Genomic DNA, 19,192 nt, shown 5'->3' with positions numbered 1-19,192 from the left:
TAATATTTATTCAAACTATGAAAAAAGGTTGTTTAATAATTTTTTTTACACTAACTATTCTTATAGTTTCTATTACAGGCTACATTATATTATTTCCTGAGAAACCTGCTTCAGAAAAAACAAAAAAAGAAATTCTTTTAGCTGAATTCAATCAAATCGAAGACACAGAAAAATTAAATAAAAAGATAGAAGTTCTTTTTTTTCTAGAAAAAAACAAACATATTATCCTAGATTCATTAAGGGATGTTCTCAATAGAAAAGAGACTTATTTTAATCTAGATACTTTTAGTAAAAGGGAACCTCGTTTACCAATAAAACTACTTAATGAGTTATCAAAGATTAGTTCTAATGACAGAATCGACTACCAATTAAGAATAACCGAAAATGAAAAATTCTCATTAACAAGTACAATTACGGACTACAAAAACTATCTGTACATAATTCGGGACTTTAGCAGAATAGATTCTTTAAACATTGACGACAAAATAGAGAAGTTGAGTAAAACAATATTAATTAAAGATAATGTTCAATATAAATTAACAATAAAAGATGCTTTTAATGATATTGACCCAAATAATTTTGCTCCCAATTAAACAAATAAAAGCATACAACAACGTGTATAGCTCGTTACTGCGGAATTCATTACAATTTTACTTTCTTTTGGTTACGGCGGAAAATCATAGCTGATTTCCCACAACGAGCCATACACAAGACCGTTGGTTTTAATGTAAAAAACAAACCTTACATTCAATAAACTGATTAAAGTATTGATGAGAAATTTCATTTTAATGAAAAGCAATACTCATTAATTGAAAATTAAATCTATAAATTATAATGAATCCTAAAATAAACCTATATTTCAGAATTTTAATATTAATATTTCCTTTTATTCCACTAATCTTAGCTGTAAATGAAAGAAAGGATTTAGAAAGTTTTGTCCCTCCTATATTTGAATTAACAGCATTGGGTTTATTTATTTTCTCAAATTTATATTTATTAATTGAGTTGTTTATAATGAAATCGAAAACATTAAATATAAAAATAAAGTATAATATTATTTTCATTTTATTGAGTAATATTGTTTTTATATTGATAGTCTATTTATTTGACTTGTGGAAATAAACCTTTTTTTGATATCTATGTAATTTACCCAAAAAATGCTTTCAATGGGATATTAAAATTTCAAATAAAAAGACTAAAATTTTGATTCTAATGAAGAAAGAAAATTATGAGTGATACAAATAGAAATTTCATAAAATTAAATCTTAGTAAATATTTAGTAACTCTCATATTCTTCATTTACTATATTACTTGTGTAGGACAAGAAGTATCCTTGAATAAAATAAAAGAGTTTATACCTAAACATGTATCAGAAACTAGTGTATATAAAGGTAATTTGAATTATGATGAATTTGAAGATATAGTATTACGATTTAAAATAGTAAATGAATCTGAGGAAAGAGAACATTTTCATCTATTACTGGGTCAAAAAAATGGAATGTATAAACTGAGCTCTAAAAATGATTTCTTCACCGAAGATAATGTAGATGGAACATCTTTCTATCGAGTCATAATAAAGAATGGATATTTTTCAATTGAATATACAGGAGGAGGTAACACTTCTGGAAGTTATAAGGCAATTACATTCAAATACTCTAAAGAGAAAGAAAATTGGCTTTTACATAAAGTAGTTTCTGTATTAGTTCATCGTTACTCAGATACAGAACCAATTGAAGATATAAATACACAAAAAGATTTTGGAAAAATTACTTTTAAAGATTATGGAATTGATAGCAATACCAAAGTAGAAATAGACTTTTATTTAACGGATAGAAAAGAGATAATTCTAGCTATTAAAAACAACTTATATGAACCAATTATTATAAATAGTTTTATTTTCGGTATTCCTTCACTTACATTAACAATTAAAGATAAAAATAATAATATAATCGGTATGCCACCTCCACCAATACTTCCTGAAAATTTAAAATTTCACGAAAAAATTATAAAAGGAAGGGGAAATTTAAAAATACCTATTGGAGCAATAAATGAAATAGTAAGCAAAGTACCAGAAGAAGATATAGAAATTCGTGCTACAGGATATTACAAAACTTTAGAAACATACGAATTAAATAAAATTATATCAGAATGGGTAATTATTGAAAAACATAATTTCGTATACAAACACGAAAAAAATAACTAAAACCAGCATCATTTAAAACCAACTTACTGATTGTCATTAAAAAAAAACAGGTTTTCTGTTCAGTTTGTATTTGAACCATGCAACTAAAACATACACAAAACCACCATAAACATTAAAAAACTATCATAAATGAAATATATATTAACTTTTTTATTTCTGTTAATTTCATTTTTTATAACTGCTCAAAGAGAAGTTAATAAAACAGATATTTTAAGGTTTAATAAAGAAATTGATGATGAAATTATTACACTGAAAGATTCTTTAGCTAACTCAAAAAATTATGTATCTCAAATTGATTTAGAGTTTAAACTTGATGTTTATAGAATTGAGAAGTTCGCCAGCAAAAAAATTAATGTTGATAATACAACAATGGGAATGACTAAAGCTATATTTGAATTAGAAAAAGAGTACGATAAATTATTAAATAAATATTATCAAATTCTTTTAAAAAAACTTAAGCCTGAGGATTACGAAAAACTTAAAATGTCTCAAAGAAACTGGATATCATTTAGAGATAGTGAAAGGGCTTTGATAGGAATTGTTTCTCAAGAAAAATATTCTGGAGGAGGAACTATTCAAAAAAATATTAGAGCAAGTCGAATATGTGAAATTACAAGAAAAAGAGTTTATGAAATTAAAGAACATATTGACCAGTTTTCTGAATAAAAAAACGTGATATAACAACGAATATAATAACAATGAACCACTTGATTGAAAACGGAAAAAGAAGAACAATATCAATATCTATTAGTATACTATTAATTTCATTACACACAATATATTTTTATCATTCTGTCAGACCTGAAATTGACTACGATAAATTAATTCAACAATTAATTAGATTAGGTTTAACTATCGGACTTTTAGCTATGGTTTATAAAGGTAAAAATTGGGCTAGAATTATATCAATTATATTGTTTTCCCTAGCAATTCTAGGAGCTATTATTGGATTCTTCTCTATTAACAGTTCTTTGATTAACAAGAGTCCTTTAATTGTAATGATTTTCGTTTACTCAATAGCTATTTATCACTTTACTTTTGCAGAAAGCTTTAAGGAATTTTTTAATTATCAAAATAACTATAAAAAAGACTAAAGTGGCTAAAAAACTATAATAACACGCCAAGCACAAGCAATAAACTCAAAAGATTAGATAAAAATACCATAGAGATTTGTACAACAAAATCAGTTATGTACTTAATCGCTATATCGTATTTGAACAGAATTAAAACACTAAATTTACCTAATTAATAATTTAGATTTTCCTTTGAATACTACTGCTAAATATAGTTTTAATCTACCACCAGAAACTGAAGTAATTCTTAGAAATCGCACAATCACAACATACTACGCTCAATTATACAAAAATGAGCCCAACTTATATAAATGGGCAGGAATGGCGGCTTTTGCTTCTTTTCATATTGGAACAAAATTAAAGTTATGGGACTGGGAAAATACTCCTTTAAAAACCTTCTCTAATGCTTGTAAAAAAAAGAATAGAACGATCGAAGATGACTTCCAAATCATCCGAATCATTAACAATAAAATCTTTACAGAAATTGGATCCATTCATTTGGCATTTAGCCAGCTGGAATTTGATATATTCAAAAATCAACTCATACAAACTAAAAAAAATGAAATTATCATTGAAGCTTTCAACAAGTTAAATGAAGCTAGAACTAGATTAAATGCTGGAGAAACAACAGAAGTTGTTGAGAAATTGATTTGGGAAGCCAATATAGAAATTTTATGGCATGAACAGCTGTTCGTAGTACAACCAATGTTCGACAAGCTTAGTAATACATTTTCAAATTTAATGTCTCTTATTGCAAGTTTTGATTATCATATTAATCACAAAAAAACAAGTTGGAAATTAGCATCAAGGTTTATAATATTTATGTTTACGAAAGGGTTAATTACGCTTTCTAAAAATTACTTTATACCTAACATTACCCATTTCGAACAACGATGGTCATGGATTTCAAAAGATATCTTAGCAAAATGGCAAGCTTTAGAAAGCAATCAGATCGCTATTCAGGAAGAAATAAGCTTTTTAACACAATTAGAAGATAGACAGCTTAAATTATATAAACTTAAAACGTAAATTGATCTTCAAAAATCATACGATATAACAGCCTGTTTAAAACTCGTCTACATTTCATTACACTTCTACTCTAAACTATAGTTGATAACAGTTGTGGAAGTTTGAAATAAATACCAAAAAAAGATGTAATTTTCATACACAAAACCTTAGAGTACATTCTCAAAATATAACAGAAAAAACACAAGAAAGATATTATGGGACTATCAAATGAATTGAATAGTTTTCTTGAGGAATACAAAGAATACGAAACAAACATATTGGAGCCAACAGCTAATGAAATTAACACCTGTTTAAGGAAAATGGAACAACCTGAATTTTGGAGCCATTATATGACTAGCAAGGGAATAGCAACACCATCGCCAATTAGACAAACTATGTTACGTATTAAAAACCCTGACAAGGTTGTTGAAAAAATATTTCGAAAGCCAGAGTTTTTCCCAGATAATTTATCATTTAAAAGTCTTAAAAACATGCACGATACTATTGGAGTTAGAATTATCGTGTATTTTACCTCTCAATTATCTTTAATTGATAAAGAACTTAGGAATTCAAGTTTCTTCGAAATCGATAATGAAACTCCTCCTGAAGCCTTTTTTGAACCAGAAAAACTCGCTAGATTAGGGTTATCACATATTGAAAATAAACATAAAGACAGTGGATATTCATCTATTCATTATATGGTTCGACTAAAGGATAGTAAGATTCCCTTTAATGAGCGTCCTGTGTTTGAAATACAAGTTAGAACACTTGCACAAGAATTATGGAGCGAATTAGAACATGTACTTTCATATAAACCTGAAACAAGACCTCATTTTTCTGCAAAACGCAGATTTCAAATACTAAGCAGAGAGATTTCGGTAGTTGACGAACATTTTAATTTATTGTATGAAGAACTCATACATAATCAAAAAAATAATGCTTACGATGTTTCAGATATTCTAACTTTCGAAAATACTCCAAAAGTTTTATCTGAAGTTGGTATTCAATGTGCACTAACTGATTTGAATCCAATTTTAAAAACACTGTTTAGTAGAGAAATAACAACAATTGAAGAGTTTTTTAAAATTGCAACACCTTTACGGTTAGTTACAATTAGGAATAATTATGTTTCTTTAACGGGGCACGCTCCAACTAGTATCGAAATGGTATCTACACTTTCCATTCTAAAAGATGTAACTTCTAAAGATGCAGAAATTGAACGGATAAAATCTCATATTCATTATTTAGGAACTGTGGAAGATTAAAAACAAGACTGTAGAAAGCATACAAACTAAATATAATCGGTGCTGAAACGATAGTTTACTCGAAACCGTGTTATTTAAATCTTCAACACAAAAAGCAAAGAAAAACACTTGAATTTAAAGATTTCCTACAGAAGAAATAAACAATGTCTTTAGATAAATTATATTTCACAAATAATACCTTTGACTTAAATAAACCTTGAATAAATAATGATTACTAGAAAAATAGTATTTGTAGTTTTTGCCTTAATTTCAAACTATTTGTTTTCTCAAGATAAGAGAGCTAGAGACTACGGAATTGAAATTGGTATTTTAAAACCTGGTAAATTAAACGCTATTACAGATGTTAAAGGAGTTAAAGTTGGACATACCACAATAATAAAAGGAGATCGAATTAGAACAGGAGTTACGGCCATACTTCCTCATTCGGGAAATATATTTCAATTAAAAGTTCCTGCTGCAATTTATTTAGGAAATGGCTTTGGCAAGTTAGCTGGATATAGCCAAGTAAAAGAATTAGGAAATATTGAAACTCCCATCATTTTAACAAATACATTAAGCGTTCCAGAAGCTTCAAATGCTTTAATAACTTACACTTTACAACAAAAAGGAAATGAAGATATACATTCCGTTAATTCAATTGTTGGTGAAACTAATGACGGATGGCTAAATGATATCAGAGGAAGACATGTAAAAGAAAAACACGTTTTAGATGCAATTCAAAATGCAAAAAGTGGAGCAATAAAAGAAGGTAATGTTGGTGCCGGAACTGGAACAGTTTGTTTTCAATACAAAGGAGGCATTGGAACATCTTCTCGAATTATACCTGAAAAGTTTGGAGCCTACACAGTTGGCGTATTGGTACAAACTAATTATGGAGGTGTTCTTCAAATAAATGGAGTTCCTATAGGAAAAGAACTAGATAATTATCCTAGAAATTACAAATATGATGTTGATGGTTCTTGTATGATAGTAGTAATGACAGATGCTCCTCTAAGTTCTAGAAATTTAGAACGACTAGCAAAAAGAGGTATGATGGGACTGGCAAGAACTGGAGGAATTGCATCAAACAGTAGTGGAGATTATGTTATAGCAGTATCTACAGCTAAAGATAATTTTATTCCTCACCATAAAAACTCTCCATTAATAGCAACTAAAGAATTAGAAAATGGAGCTATGACTCCACTATTTTTGGCTGTTATAGAGGCTACTGAAGAAGCTATTATCAACTCTTTATTTGCTGCCAAAACAATGACTGGTAGAAAAAATCATGAAAGGAAATCTATTCCTATAAATGATATAATTAAAATAATGAAAAAATACAACAGAATACATCCAACGAACTAATCATCTTTGTCTTTTGTAAAGAACATAACAGTAACTAAAATGCATTACTTACTTTATGTTCGCTCCAAAAATGTCTACATATTTTCTAACTGATTTTTTATTTACTAACTTTAGTAACTAACAACATTCCTATTAAAATCAAACTATAATCTTCTATAACAGTAGTAGAAAGGATTTTTTAACCTATGAAAATAAACGATTTTAAACTCGAGCGTTACTTTGCCCAACACGAGTTTACGGCAAAGTACTTACTATCTAGCTCTGATTGCGACGGCTATGAATTGAATTATATACTAGAAAATGCTTCTAAAGAAGAACTAAAACTATGGGAAAATTTAAAATTAGGATATACTGAAAGTGAAGGCAATCCACTTTTACGAGAAGCTATACTTCAACATTATAATTTAAATTCTATAGAAAATGTTGTCGTGGCAACACCTGGTGAATTAAATTTCATCAGTATGAATGTTTTATTAAATGCAACAGATCATGCTATTACAGTTTCACCATGTTACCAATCGTTATCAGAAGTGGTGAAATCTATTCATTGTGAACTTTCATTTTGGAAACCTAATTCTGAAGATTGGACTTTCAACACGGAAGATTTAGAACAACTCATTCAGAGAAACACCAAACTGATTATTCTAAATTTCCCGCATAATCCTACAGGAAGTTATTTAACCAAACATCAACTAAACGAAATAGTTGCTATTGCTAGAAAGCACGATATCTATATCTTTTCAGATGAAATGTATCATAAATTGATTCATGAAGATACGGAAGAATTACAACCTATTTGTGATCTTTACGAAAAAGGGATTAGTCTTTGGGGCACATCAAAAACTTTTGGTTTAGCTGGTTTACGAACAGGTTGGCTAGTAAGTCAAGACAAATCTTTCTTACAGAAAGTTGTAGCGTTTAAAGATTACCTAAGTATTTGTAATAGTGCGCCTAGTGAAATTTTATCCATAATGGCTTTAAATAATATCAATGCATTCTTAGAACCAAATCTTAAAAAAATCAATAGTAACATTGCTGTTTTTAGTGAGTTTGTTGATCAGCAAAATGTAATCACAAACTTCGTTCCGCCAAAAGCAGGTTCAACATCTTTTGTTCAGCTTAATATTGATAATTCTGCTTTAGAATTTAGTAATACACTAGTAAAAGAAACTGGAATTATGACTGTTCCTTCGGAAATGTTTGAATACGAAGGTAAATACATAAGAATAGGATTTGGAAGAGCTAATTTCCCTGAAATTATAGCGGTTTTAGATCATTATTTGAAAAAAATTAGAAATGGAAGCAACTGAAATTTTTAAACAAATAGAAAATGTACTTCATAAAGATAATCTGGATGTTATTTTTGCTGTAACTGACACTAGTGTTTCTGATAAGCAAGAAGAAGGAATAGTTCCTTATTTAAACATATATGGATGCTCTATTATGAATGATCATAATTTTGATTTAGCATATAAGAAAGCTATTCAACACGATGATTTAGGATATCTTGTTGAAATATTAAGATATCGTTTCAGAAGTGATTTCCATATAAAATAATAGACAAGTCTACTTTATTATTATTCGGTTATATAATTAAAAATAGATTTCTTCACTTCTCAATTCAGCTAGAAGTGACACATGAATCCAAAACTCAAAAAATAAAATTGTTAAGTAAAAATAACATAGAAAAACTTAAAGCAAAAGGGCTTCATCTCACTTGTAATCATAAAAGATGTTTCATTATTAAAAAACCAGGAATTCTAGGAAATTCAATTCCAAATTATTCTACGATTCCCGCTATAATATTGGATAGTGAGGGTAAAACTAAATCAGAAATTTCATCTGATTGTCCAACTCTAATGCTCTGGTTTTTAAAAAATCAATATCAATTGGTTTGTTCAAATTGGGTTCCAGGTCCAGGACCTGGAGATTTTAGCCTTGATTTTGAAAATGAAGAAGCTGTTGTTGATTTTATTGAGTCTTATTATTTTGGAGACAATACATACTTTAAAGAACTGTTAGAATACGAATTGAATAAAAGATAAATAACGTTAATTGTCAAACCGAACAGAATCAATTATTTTTTCTCCAATACATCCGATAGTACCAACAAAGTATGCGTATCACCAAACGGCATTAATTGATCGATTAATTGTTGTAAATGCAACTGGTTTTTGAGCATTGCTTTTACATGTACGTTCTGATTTCCAGTAATTCTGTGTGCTTTTTTAATTTCTGGAATCGTTGGAATTGCATCTAAAAACGAACGAAGTTTTCCGTGAAATACTTTTACCAAAATAAACACTTCTAAGTCATAACCCAACTGAGAATGATCAATTTCAATCGTGTATTTTTTAATTAAACCTACATCTTCCATTTTTAAAATACGTTCTCTTGCCGCAGATGCAGAAAGATTAATTAAACGGCCTATTTCCGCAAAAGAAAGTCGTGCATCTTTTTCTAAAGCTTTTAAAATTTGCGTATCTATATCATCAATCATAAGTAAATATTTAAAATTACACATCATTCTGAAGTAAATTTACAAAAATACAAACGATTACATTTTCACAACTCTCCTAAAAATTAGAAATTTGTAAAAAAAGAAGATGAGCATTGTAATCTGTTTTAACAATAAAGATCCGAAACCTTGGCAAGAAACTTTACAAACCAAGTTACCAGATACTACTATTGAGATTTATCCGAATGTAACTGATCCAAAAGCTGTTACTTTCGCTTTGTGTTGGAAACCTGAACCAAATATTTTAGCACAATTTCCAAATGTAAAAGTCGTACAATCTGTCGGAGCTTCAGTAGAACACATAATTCAAAGTCAGGATTTAGCTTCAGATTACGTCGTAACAAGAATTGTAGATAATAGATTATCTGAAGATATGTTCGAGTTTATTTTAACAGGTATTTTATCTCATTTAAAACGTTTTGCTGAATATCAGAAAACTCAAAAAGAAAAGCAATGGCAACAAAAACCGTATAAAACAATTCAAAATACTAGCATTGGAATTTTAGGTTTAGGAAAAATCGGAACTCATGTTGCTACAAAATTAGCGCAAATTGGATTTAAAGTAAAAGCTTGGTCGAGATCAGAAAAAACATTAGTAAATGTATCTTGTTTTCATGGAAATGACGGTTTGACTGACGTACTACAAAACACAGATATTTTAATTAATATTCTACCATTAACCTCTGCAACAGAAAATATTTTAAACCTTGAAAATCTTTCACAACTTAACAAAAACGGATATTTAATTAATGTCGGGCGCGGAGAACATTTAGTGGAAAACGATTTACTTAGGTTATTAAATAATCAACATTTATCAGGTGCTTTACTCGATGTTTTTCGAACTGAACCTTTACCAATAGATCACCCATTTTGGGAACACAAGAATATTATCATAACACCACATATTGCTGCTATCACCAATATTGAAACAGCTTCGGATATTGTGGTGTCCAATTATAAAAACTTGTTAAACGAAAAAGAACTTATTAATGTAGTTTCAATACAAAAAGGATATTAATTATGAACAGATTTCATTTTGCATTTAAAGTTAAAGACATTCAAAGTACACATGAATTTTACCATGAAATTTTAAACTGTACTATCGGAAGACAAACTGAACATTGGATTGACTTCGATTTTTTCGGACATCAATTATCTGCTCATATTTCTAATAATATTCCGGAATTGGATTACTGTGGAAAAGTGGATAATATAAAAGTTCCAATTCCTCATTTTGGTTGTATTGTAAAAGATCATGAGTTTGAATTCATTAAAAATGCATTACAATCTCACAATATTGAATTTATTATACCACCACAAACACGTTACAAAGGAACTCGTGGAGAACAAAAAACTATGTTTGTTTTAGATTTTAGTAACAATCCGATCGAATTTAAAAGTTTTAAGAACGAAGAAGAGATATTTTAAACGATTTTAAATTGACTAGAATAGTATAGACAAAAATTATTCGGATACACTAAGTAAACTTTCAGTAAAAAATATATATTTACCGTCCATTGATTCAGCTTTGTACATCACATAGCTAAAACAAAAATTATGAAAAAATTATTGCTATCTGTACTTACATTAGGACTTGTAAGTTGTAAAAAAGAAAACTTAAAAGTTGTTAATATTACCAACTTTCAATCCACAGAAGGATTCGTTGATGTTCCGCTTTCTATTGTTAATCGTGAAGAACTGGACTCTTATTTTGAATATACTGCTCGTGCAATTTTAAACAAAGAAAAGGTAGGAGTTACCATTCGCCTTAAAAAAGACATTCCCCCTGGCTTTGTGAATGGAGAACCAAAAAATATGTTTTTAAAGGAAGGAATTCAATTTATTTCTAGAGGGAAAGAAAGTGACGTCTTACTGCAATTTTTATCTGATAAGTATGACCTTAAAAACACAGATCTTGTTTTAAAGGACACACAAACTTTTACTTGCGCTAATTTAAACCAAGACTCACCAAATTATGTAAACAATAAAAGTAGGTTTAAAATTTTCTTAGAAGGTGAACAAGACTATGCAGAACTATTTGTGAATTTTGATTTCGAAAAAAATAGAATTTATCTTAATGAAAAAGATCACGAGTATCGTGAGCCACTTATCAAATTACTGAAAAAGTAATGTTGCAAATGACAAAACAGATAAAAGACACTTTGATTCTCAACAATATTCTAAAGTTCATTTAAAAAAACTTCTACACTTTTACCCTTCCATTTTCATAGATAATTCGAACCAACGCTCTTCTTTGGTTTCTAAATCTTCTATGATTTGTTGAAGTTCTACAGATTTGTCGTTAATATCTTCTGAAGCTACTTCTCCGTTGGCAAATTGAGCTTCGATTTGCTCTTTTTTCTTTTGTAGTTTTTCAATATCAATCTCTAAAACACCGAACTCACGCTTCTCATTGTAACTCAACTTTCCTTTTTGAGGCGTTTTTTCGCGTTTTACAGCTTCTTTCTTTTCTGTTTTAGGTTCTGGGGTCTTAGAATCTTCATAAGCTCTAAAATCAGAGTAATTTCCAGGGAAATTCTCCACTACTCCATTTCCTCTAAAAACAAATAGAGAATCTACAATTTTATCCATAAAATAACGATCGTGAGAAACTACCATTAAATTTCCAGGATAATCTAACAAGAAGTTTTCTAAAACGTTTAGTGTAACTACATCCAAATCGTTTGTTGGCTCATCGAGAATTAAGAAATTCGGATTCTGAATTAACACTGCACATAAATACAATCGCTTCTGCTCTCCTCCACTTAACTTTTCTACAAAATCGTACTGTTTTTTTCTGTCGAATAAAAATCGTTCTAGTAATTGCGCTGCAGAAATTCTTCTTCCTTTCGTTAACGGAATTTCTTCTCCGAATTCTTTAATCACTTCAATGACCTTCTGCCCTTCTTTAATATTGATTCCTTTTTGGGTGTAATATCCAAACTTTACCGTTTCTCCAACTACAATTTTTCCTCCATCTAATGGTAATTGTTTCGTTAAGATATTTAAGAACGATGATTTTCCTGTTCCATTTTTTCCAATAATTCCAATACGTTCTCCTTTTTTAAACACATACTCAAAACCATCTAGAATTACTTTTTCATCAAAAGATTTTTTTAGCTTATGTAATTCTACAATTTTGCTTCCCAAACGTTCCATATTAATTTCTAACTGAACTTCATGTTCTTTTCTGCGTTGGTGTGCTTTTTGCTTAATTTCGAAGAAATCATCAATTCGAGATTTAGATTTTGTCGTTCTTGCTTTAGGTTGACGACGCATCCAATCTAATTCTTTCTTATATAAACTTTTCGCCTTACTAAGGTTTGTCGCTTCTAAAGCTTTTCGCTCTTCTTTATTCTGAAGATAATATGAATAATTTCCTTTGTATTTGTAAAGCTGTCCGTTATCTAATTCTATAATCTCATTACACACACGTTCTAAGAAATAGCGATCGTGTGTTACCATAAATAAGGTAATTTTTTCTCTAGAAAAGAATGCTTCTAACCATTCAATCATTTCTAAATCTAAATGGTTGGTTGGCTCATCTAAGATTAATAAATCTGGTTTATTAATTAAGATAATTGCTAAAGCTAAACGTTTACGTTGTCCTCCAGAAAGTGAACCTACTTTTTGTTGCAGATTATCTAACTTTAGTTTCGATAAGATTTGCTTATACTGTGTTTCAAAATCCCACGCATTGTGTTGATCCATTAAATCAAATGCTTTTTGATACGCTTCGGCATCATCTGGATTTTGTAACGCTGCTTCATACTGCTGAATAATTGGAAGAATTTTATTTTCTGTAGCGAAAATTGTTTCTTCTATTGTTTGATTTGCATCAAAATTATGTTCTTGAGATAAGTATGCTATATGAATTCCTTTTCTACTGATAACCTGACCTGAATCTGGCGTATCTTTTCCTGCAACAATGTTTAAAATTGATGTTTTACCGCTTCCGTTTTTAGCTACAAAAGCTATTTTCTGATCTTTATTAATTCCAAAAGATAAATCTTCAAACAAAACGCGCTCTCCATAAGCTTTGGAAATATTTTCTACAGTAAGGTAATTCATGAATTTCTAAATAAAAGACAAATGTAATGATTTCAGTAGCGATAAAAACAAAGAGGTCGTTTAAAAAACGACCTCTTTTACTTCAAAAAATAGATAACAATTATCTAATAATAAATCGTTCTTTAGTTCCTGTAAATTTGTTATTTAGATTCAAAATATATACTCCAGGAGTTAATGTATTTGTATTAATGATACGATTACTTAAATTTCCTTTCTTTACTATTTGACCTAGCATATTAATTACTTGGTAATTTACCTTTGATAAATCTGAATTATCAGGAGTTATTATTTCTAGCTTACTTCCTTTAGATACTGGATTTGGAGCTAACTTTAATGTTGTTAATATATTTTCATCTTGATCTCCTAATACATCGATTCTTGCTCCAAACTCTACCACTGTTCTAGATGAAGAGCAAGAAGTTTCATAAATCTTTACATTAGAAAATGTAGAATTGTTTCCAGAACCAGCATCGTTATCATTAATAAACACTAAACGATCCATACTTCCTGTGTATGAATCTCCAACTGGAATTATATATGTAGTTGTTCCGCTAGTATAATTATCAAAGTTAGTTATACCATAATTTTGTGTTCCATGAACTTTAAAATATCTACTTGATGTTAATGAATTATCATCTTCAAAACCTATTCCATGAATCTCTCCTTGTGAAGTACTACTAAAATCAAATTCAATGACAGTATTTGGAGTTACAGTATAATTTAGATCAATATATTTCCAAGTATTGTTTGTTAAAGTTAATGAGTTTCCACTTCCTCCAACAGAAGCATTACCTGCTGAATCTTGGTTAGAAAATGAATTCAGTGTAAAATCATTAAAGTTTAGTGAAGCACATCCAGGATCCGGATTTCCACCACCAGTTCCGGTTGTTAATGTTAAATTATCAATAGCTATGTCACTAGACCAACTCGTTCCTGTAGTTCCTACAAAACGTAGTTTTAATTCTGTCTGATTTAGATATGTGTTTAAGTCTACTGACACGTTATTCCATTGATTACCTTGATTTCCTGTTTGTGTCCATAAGCTAGTCCATGAAGTTCCATCAATAGAAGCTTCTAAAGTTAATGAACCTACACTTGTACCAAACATGTGATTACTAAAAGAGAAATTAGCAGAAGATAATCCACTAAGATCAAAACAAGGACTTTGTAAAATTGCAGAAGCATTAGAACCTATTTGACCTGTACTTCCATTTGTAGACGCTTCTAAAAACATGTAAAAACTTCCATCTGCTCCAGCGCTAGGTCCTGTTCCATTAGAAGGAGTACCGTTTGCATCTCTTACCCAGTTCCCATCATCACCAGTAACTTGTGTCCAGCCGTCGTTAGATTCAAAACTCTCTCCGTACGGAAAAGAATTTATTGTAGAGGAACATGTTACTGGATCTGGACCTCCACCACCAGAGCCAAATTTATCTGATAAAGCTAAACTTCTTCTAGCTCCTCCTGATTCTAAAACAGCTCTCATTCTATTTTTTTGACCTTGTGTAAATAGATTCATACATGCATCATCTGAATAATCCATATAGTTTTCAACCATATCTAAACTACCACAAGTTGTTTTGTTTCCTGGACATCCAGAAGTTGGTGAATCTGAATTTGGTGTATCTGAAACGAAATCATCAACTCCACATCCTCCGTCACCCCAAATATGACGTAAATTTAAAAAGTGACCTACTTCGTGAGTAGTTGTTCTTCCTTTATCAAAAGGCGCTGATAAGAAAAATCCAGAACCTTTATCTGAACTCCCAAAAAATTGAGTACCCATTACAACTCCATCGGTAGATGCATTTCCTCCAGGAAACTGAGCGTAACCAAGTAGTCCTCCTCCTAGGTTACCTACCCACATATTTAAATACTCTGAAGTATTCCATGGATCTTTTCCTCCTCTAGAAGATCTTTTAATATTATCGTTACTGCTCCACGATGTTACTGATGTAGATGTTCTAGTAATTCCATTAGTTGGATTTCCGTTAGGATCTATAGTAGCTAATTTAAATTCTACTTGAATGTCTGCCGCTTGAGACCATTTGTTATTGGCATCTGAATTTGTTCTTCTGAAATCTTCGTTTAATACTTCTATTTGAGACAATACTTGGGCATCACTAATATTTTGTTGTGCTGTATTGTAAACTACATGAACTACTACTGGAATTGTAATGATTTGTCCGTCTACTTTATACAATCCTTTTGAAATTAAATCGAGTTTGTTTTGAGTAAACTTTTCGATATTATTCATTCGTTCTTTCAATTGAGGATCTTGAGATTGCCTATACTCTAGATTTTCCATAGTATGGCAAGTTCTTCCTTGTTGCGCAAATAGTATTCCAGCAACAAAAAGAAACAAAAAAGTAATTTTTTTCATTGTTTTTAAAGGGTTTAATGGTTTAAAAATGTAATCAAGTTTGTGAAGTGATGGAAGTTACTTGATCACAAATGTTTTGTATATCAAAAATAACACTTTTATAAATAAAAAAAACATATAACGTTAATTTATTACGCAAATAACACTAAAAAAGTTAAAAAAAAGAAAAAACAAACAAAAACTAAGCCCAAGTTTATACTTGGGCTTAGTTAACAATATAGGGGATTATTCATGCTTTATTCTTTTACCAAATTGGTAACAAAATGATTTTCGACCATCATTAACCTCTAAAACATAAATGTCTTAATTCAATTTAGATACATTTACTTAATTCTGTTGTATTTGTAATTTCATGTGATATTAAACTTTCAACTCTACTATTTATTGTTTCTAAAATAATTCCACATTGAATTACACACTTACAATCTTTGATAAACTGTTAGTGTCTATTAAATATTCCAATACAACTGACTCAGATTTTTATATGTTCCGTTTTTATTTCAAAAAAAACTTAATTCATTATCGAATTCGAAAACTTATGATGTGTTTTTTAAGAAAAGGGAAACCGAAAATATATTTTCAACCTAAAATAAACAAACAATAACTCTATTATTTAAATATTTTATAACAATTCTTAAAGTATGTTAAGAAATTTCATGAAAAACGAAAGCCTAAGCGTTTGCTTAGGCTTTCTAACAAATAATTAAAAAAGGGGATTATCTCTTAACTATTTTGGTTTGAAATTTTTTCTGTCCATCGTATACCTCTAGAATATAAACTCCAAAATTGAGTTTAGAAACATCGAGTTTAAAGCTATTTAAGTTATTTCGCTGAACAATTTGTCCCATATTATTTACTATGGTGTATGATACCATTTGGTTTCGCTTGTGATCTTGTATTTTGATATCTAAAATATCTGTTGCTGGATTTGGACTAGCTGTAACATTAAACTCTTCTTCATTTCCAAGGATATTAGCATTTGAAATGTCAGCTTCTTTCAAGTTTTGAGCATTATCTAAGTCAACTATATTTAGAGTGTAATCTTCTACTTCTCCTTCAGAAAAGGATTCGCATGCTAAAGCTTTAGTATTATACTTCATAGCTACTCGCATTCTGGTTTTTCCAAGTAGTGCATTAGTTGGAATATCAATAATTCCATATAAATCGCTCTCATCTGATGAAGAACCTTCAAGTACTCTTTCTTCGTCGTCAAAAGAACCATCTTGATTAAAATCGATCCAAACTGTCCAAAATTCAGTATAGCTAAAGTTCAAAAAACCGGAGCTTACAACGATTGGAGTTTGACTCCCTTTTATTACATTAGCTGTTAAAGCTGTATAATCTCCATATCCTTTGTCGTTAGAACTTTCATTGGAAATTTCACCAATTTCAACTTTGTCTATCCATTCATAAGCAACACTTTCTCCTCTAGATTGACAGTATGATATTGCTTCTCCTATTGTAGTTACTGAAATATTAGAGAAATCAGATTCATTACCTGAACAATCTACTGTTCTTACAGATAATTTGTATTCTGTTGCTAAATCAAGATTGGGAATTTCAATACTAGCTGTTGTGATGTAATCAAAAAATTTATCGTCAATAAAAACATCATAACCTTCTACATTAACATCATCTATCGCGTTATCCCAACTCAAAGTAATTGCTGTTTCTTTAATTTCTGAAGCATGTAAATTTTCTGGAGCTGTAGGTTCATGGGTATCATGATCTGCAGCTAGTATTTTTAATGTATAGTCCTCTACTTCACCATATTCAAAAACTTCGCATTCTTTTGGAATACCATCATACTTTACAGCTATTCGCATTCTTGTATCACCTTCTAAGGCGTGATGCGGTATTATAAAACTTCCTTTAACAAAAGGATCAGTAACCATACTCTGAATAAATACTGTTTCACCTTCGTCATCAAAATCATTATCCTGATTGTAATCTACAAAAATTGAATAACCTGTTTCATAATTAATACCTCCAGTCCAAACAGGTGTAAGTTCAAAATTCACAGCATGTGTTTTAAGTACTTTTGTAGACTGAGAAACAAAACTAGAATATCCATTACCTCCATCAGAAGTATTATTGATGTTGCCTAAAGTTACAGTCCCTAAATATAACTCTTGCACATTAGTAGCTTTAGATTCACAATATGGATCTTTAATTAGTGTGTTAAATTTTACACATGAACTGTATAAAGATTCACCAGACTCACTTGTACTTCTTACTTTAACTTCATATTCAGAATCATCAGATAATTCATTTAAAACAATAGAAGTTCCTAATACAGAAGTTTGGTTCCAAGTTTCAGAACCTAAAATTCTATATCTAATATCATAAGAAACACCTTCAATTTCATCCCAAGAAATATGAGCTTCACATGTTTGTACATCAGAAACTACAATTCCTTCAGGCGTTGTAAGATCGTTAACAATCGAGTCAAATTTATTAGATGTAGCTAGCTCATGTCTGAATCCTCCTTCCATTAATATTGCATGCATTCTAGCGCTTTGTCCAGATGTGAAAATACTCATACAAGTATCATCTGAATAATCCATAAAATTCTCAATCATGTCTTCAGATCCACAAGAAACTGTTCCATGTTGGCAGCCATAATTTGGTCCATTAGATTCGGGTGTATCACTAACTAAATCGTCAGTACCACAACCTCTACTATTACCCCAAATGTGGCGTAAATTTAAAAAATGACCTATTTCGTGCGTAGTTGTTCTTCCTTTATCAAAAGGTGCACTTAAATAGAAGTTTGATCCTTTGTCTGAAGATCCAAAATACTTCGGATTAATTACCACGCCATCTGTTGAAGGTTTTCCTCCTGGATATTGCGCGTATCCTAATATTCCATTTCCAATGTTACAAACCCATATGTTTAAATACTCAGCGGTATTCCATGGATCTACTCCACCAGATTTTGAATCTTTCATTTGATCTTGGGCTCCCCAAGATTCTTTTGTTGTTGATTTTCTTGTAATTCCTTTAGTAGAATTACCATTCGGATCGACTGAAGCCAAGCGAAACTGAATCTTAGTGTCAGCAGCCTGCGGCCATTTGTCCGTAACGTAGGGATTCGTTTTTCGAAAATCTTCGTTCAATACATCAATTTGAGATTGAACTTGATCATCACTAATATTTTCTAAGTCGTTACTGTAGATAATATGTACTACAACTGGAATAGTGATAAGCTTTTGTTCCATTCTACTGTGGAGCTTTTCCAATTGCTGTATTCTCATTTGAGTAAAATTCTCAATTCGATCCAAGTTATCTTGAATCGCGGGGGTCTTTGTTTTTCTGTACTCAAAG

Annotated in this window: 17 protein-coding genes; 13 read left to right on the top strand and 4 right to left on the bottom strand. The window is 30.1% G+C overall.

The window, feature by feature from the left end; genetic code table 11:
• Positions 1–17 precede the first annotated feature (17 nt).
• From AQ1685_RS00320 to AQ1685_RS00275, 10 genes are all read left to right on the top strand, one after another.
• Positions 18–593, top strand: coding sequence for a hypothetical protein (locus AQ1685_RS00320; RefSeq protein ID WP_095068749.1), 576 nt, complete (start codon positions 18–20; stop codon positions 591–593).
• Positions 594–1,228: 635 nt separating this feature from the next.
• Entirely contained in the window at positions 1,229–2,203 is a 975-nt protein-coding gene (locus tag AQ1685_RS00315) for a hypothetical protein (RefSeq protein ID WP_095068747.1), read from the top strand.
• A 129-nt stretch (positions 2,204–2,332) separates the two neighbouring features.
• Positions 2,333–2,869 (top strand): lysozyme inhibitor LprI family protein, encoded by a 537-nt coding sequence (locus AQ1685_RS00310; protein ID WP_095068746.1) that lies wholly within the window; start codon positions 2,333–2,335, stop codon positions 2,867–2,869.
• Positions 2,870–2,901: 32 nt separating this feature from the next.
• Positions 2,902–3,297: a hypothetical protein gene (locus tag AQ1685_RS00305; protein WP_095068745.1), complete on the top strand. Its 396-nt coding sequence runs from the start codon at positions 2,902–2,904 to the stop codon at positions 3,295–3,297.
• A 171-nt stretch (positions 3,298–3,468) separates the two neighbouring features.
• Positions 3,469–4,305, top strand: a complete 837-nt coding sequence (locus tag AQ1685_RS00300; protein ID WP_095068744.1) for a DUF2515 family protein — start codon at positions 3,469–3,471, stop codon at positions 4,303–4,305.
• Positions 4,306–4,499: 194 nt separating this feature from the next.
• The gene (locus AQ1685_RS00295; RefSeq protein WP_095068743.1) at positions 4,500–5,549 is read left to right on the top strand and encodes a GTP pyrophosphokinase; all 1,050 of its coding nucleotides are present in this window, start codon (positions 4,500–4,502) and stop codon (positions 5,547–5,549) included.
• A gap of 207 nt (positions 5,550–5,756) precedes the next feature.
• Complete coding sequence (locus AQ1685_RS00290; RefSeq protein ID WP_095068742.1) at positions 5,757–6,893, top strand: DmpA family aminopeptidase; 1,137 nt, start codon at positions 5,757–5,759, stop codon at positions 6,891–6,893.
• Positions 6,894–7,078: 185 nt separating this feature from the next.
• Positions 7,079–8,203 (top strand): aminotransferase class I/II-fold pyridoxal phosphate-dependent enzyme, encoded by a 1,125-nt coding sequence (locus AQ1685_RS00285; RefSeq protein ID WP_095068741.1) that lies wholly within the window; start codon positions 7,079–7,081, stop codon positions 8,201–8,203.
• Positions 8,190–8,450, top strand: coding sequence for a hypothetical protein (locus AQ1685_RS00280; RefSeq protein WP_095068740.1), 261 nt, complete (start codon positions 8,190–8,192; stop codon positions 8,448–8,450). Before AQ1685_RS00285 ends, AQ1685_RS00280 begins: the two co-directional genes overlap by 14 nt.
• 107 nt (positions 8,451–8,557) lie before the next feature.
• On the top strand, positions 8,558–8,938 hold the full coding sequence (locus tag AQ1685_RS00275; protein ID WP_157730032.1) for a hypothetical protein: 381 nt from the start codon (positions 8,558–8,560) through the stop codon (positions 8,936–8,938).
• Between the two features lie 32 nt (positions 8,939–8,970).
• Here AQ1685_RS00275 and AQ1685_RS00270 read toward each other — a convergent pair whose 3' ends face one another.
• Positions 8,971–9,393 carry an Lrp/AsnC family transcriptional regulator gene (locus AQ1685_RS00270; protein ID WP_095074969.1) on the bottom strand — a complete coding sequence of 141 codons (423 nt, stop codon included), beginning with the start codon at positions 9,391–9,393 and terminating at the stop codon, positions 8,971–8,973.
• 106 nt (positions 9,394–9,499) lie between these two features.
• Here AQ1685_RS00270 and AQ1685_RS00265 point away from each other — a divergent pair, with 106 nt between their 5' ends.
• The 3 genes from AQ1685_RS00265 to AQ1685_RS00255 all read left to right on the top strand — a co-directional run bounded on the left by AQ1685_RS00265 (position 9,500) and on the right by AQ1685_RS00255 (position 11,541).
• The gene (locus AQ1685_RS00265; RefSeq protein ID WP_095068738.1) at positions 9,500–10,429 is read left to right on the top strand and encodes a 2-hydroxyacid dehydrogenase; all 930 of its coding nucleotides are present in this window, start codon (positions 9,500–9,502) and stop codon (positions 10,427–10,429) included.
• Between the two features lie 2 nt (positions 10,430–10,431).
• A complete protein-coding gene (locus AQ1685_RS00260; protein WP_095068737.1) occupies positions 10,432–10,839 on the top strand; it encodes a VOC family protein in 408 nt (135 codons plus the stop codon).
• Between the two features lie 129 nt (positions 10,840–10,968).
• Positions 10,969–11,541, top strand: coding sequence for a hypothetical protein (locus AQ1685_RS00255; protein ID WP_095068736.1), 573 nt, complete (start codon positions 10,969–10,971; stop codon positions 11,539–11,541).
• Positions 11,542–11,622: 81 nt separating this feature from the next.
• Here AQ1685_RS00255 and AQ1685_RS00250 read toward each other — a convergent pair whose 3' ends face one another.
• From AQ1685_RS00250 to AQ1685_RS00240, 3 genes are all read right to left on the bottom strand, one after another.
• Positions 11,623–13,482, bottom strand: a complete 1,860-nt coding sequence (locus AQ1685_RS00250; RefSeq protein WP_095068735.1) for an ABC-F family ATP-binding cassette domain-containing protein — start codon at positions 13,480–13,482, stop codon at positions 11,623–11,625.
• Positions 13,483–13,582: 100 nt separating this feature from the next.
• Positions 13,583–15,865: a M43 family zinc metalloprotease gene (locus AQ1685_RS00245; protein ID WP_095068734.1), complete on the bottom strand. Its 2,283-nt coding sequence runs from the start codon at positions 15,863–15,865 to the stop codon at positions 13,583–13,585.
• A gap of 716 nt (positions 15,866–16,581) precedes the next feature.
• Positions 16,582–19,086, bottom strand: a complete 2,505-nt coding sequence (locus AQ1685_RS00240) for a GEVED domain-containing protein (protein ID WP_231970226.1) — start codon at positions 19,084–19,086, stop codon at positions 16,582–16,584.
• Positions 19,087–19,192: the final 106 nt, after the last annotated feature.

It is taken from the genome of Tenacibaculum jejuense, from assembly GCF_900198195.1.
GTDB lineage: Bacteria > Bacteroidota > Bacteroidia > Flavobacteriales > Flavobacteriaceae > Polaribacter > Polaribacter jejuensis.
The sequence above is the reverse complement of the archived record's forward strand: the minus strand, read 5'-3'. Positions and strand labels throughout refer to the sequence as shown.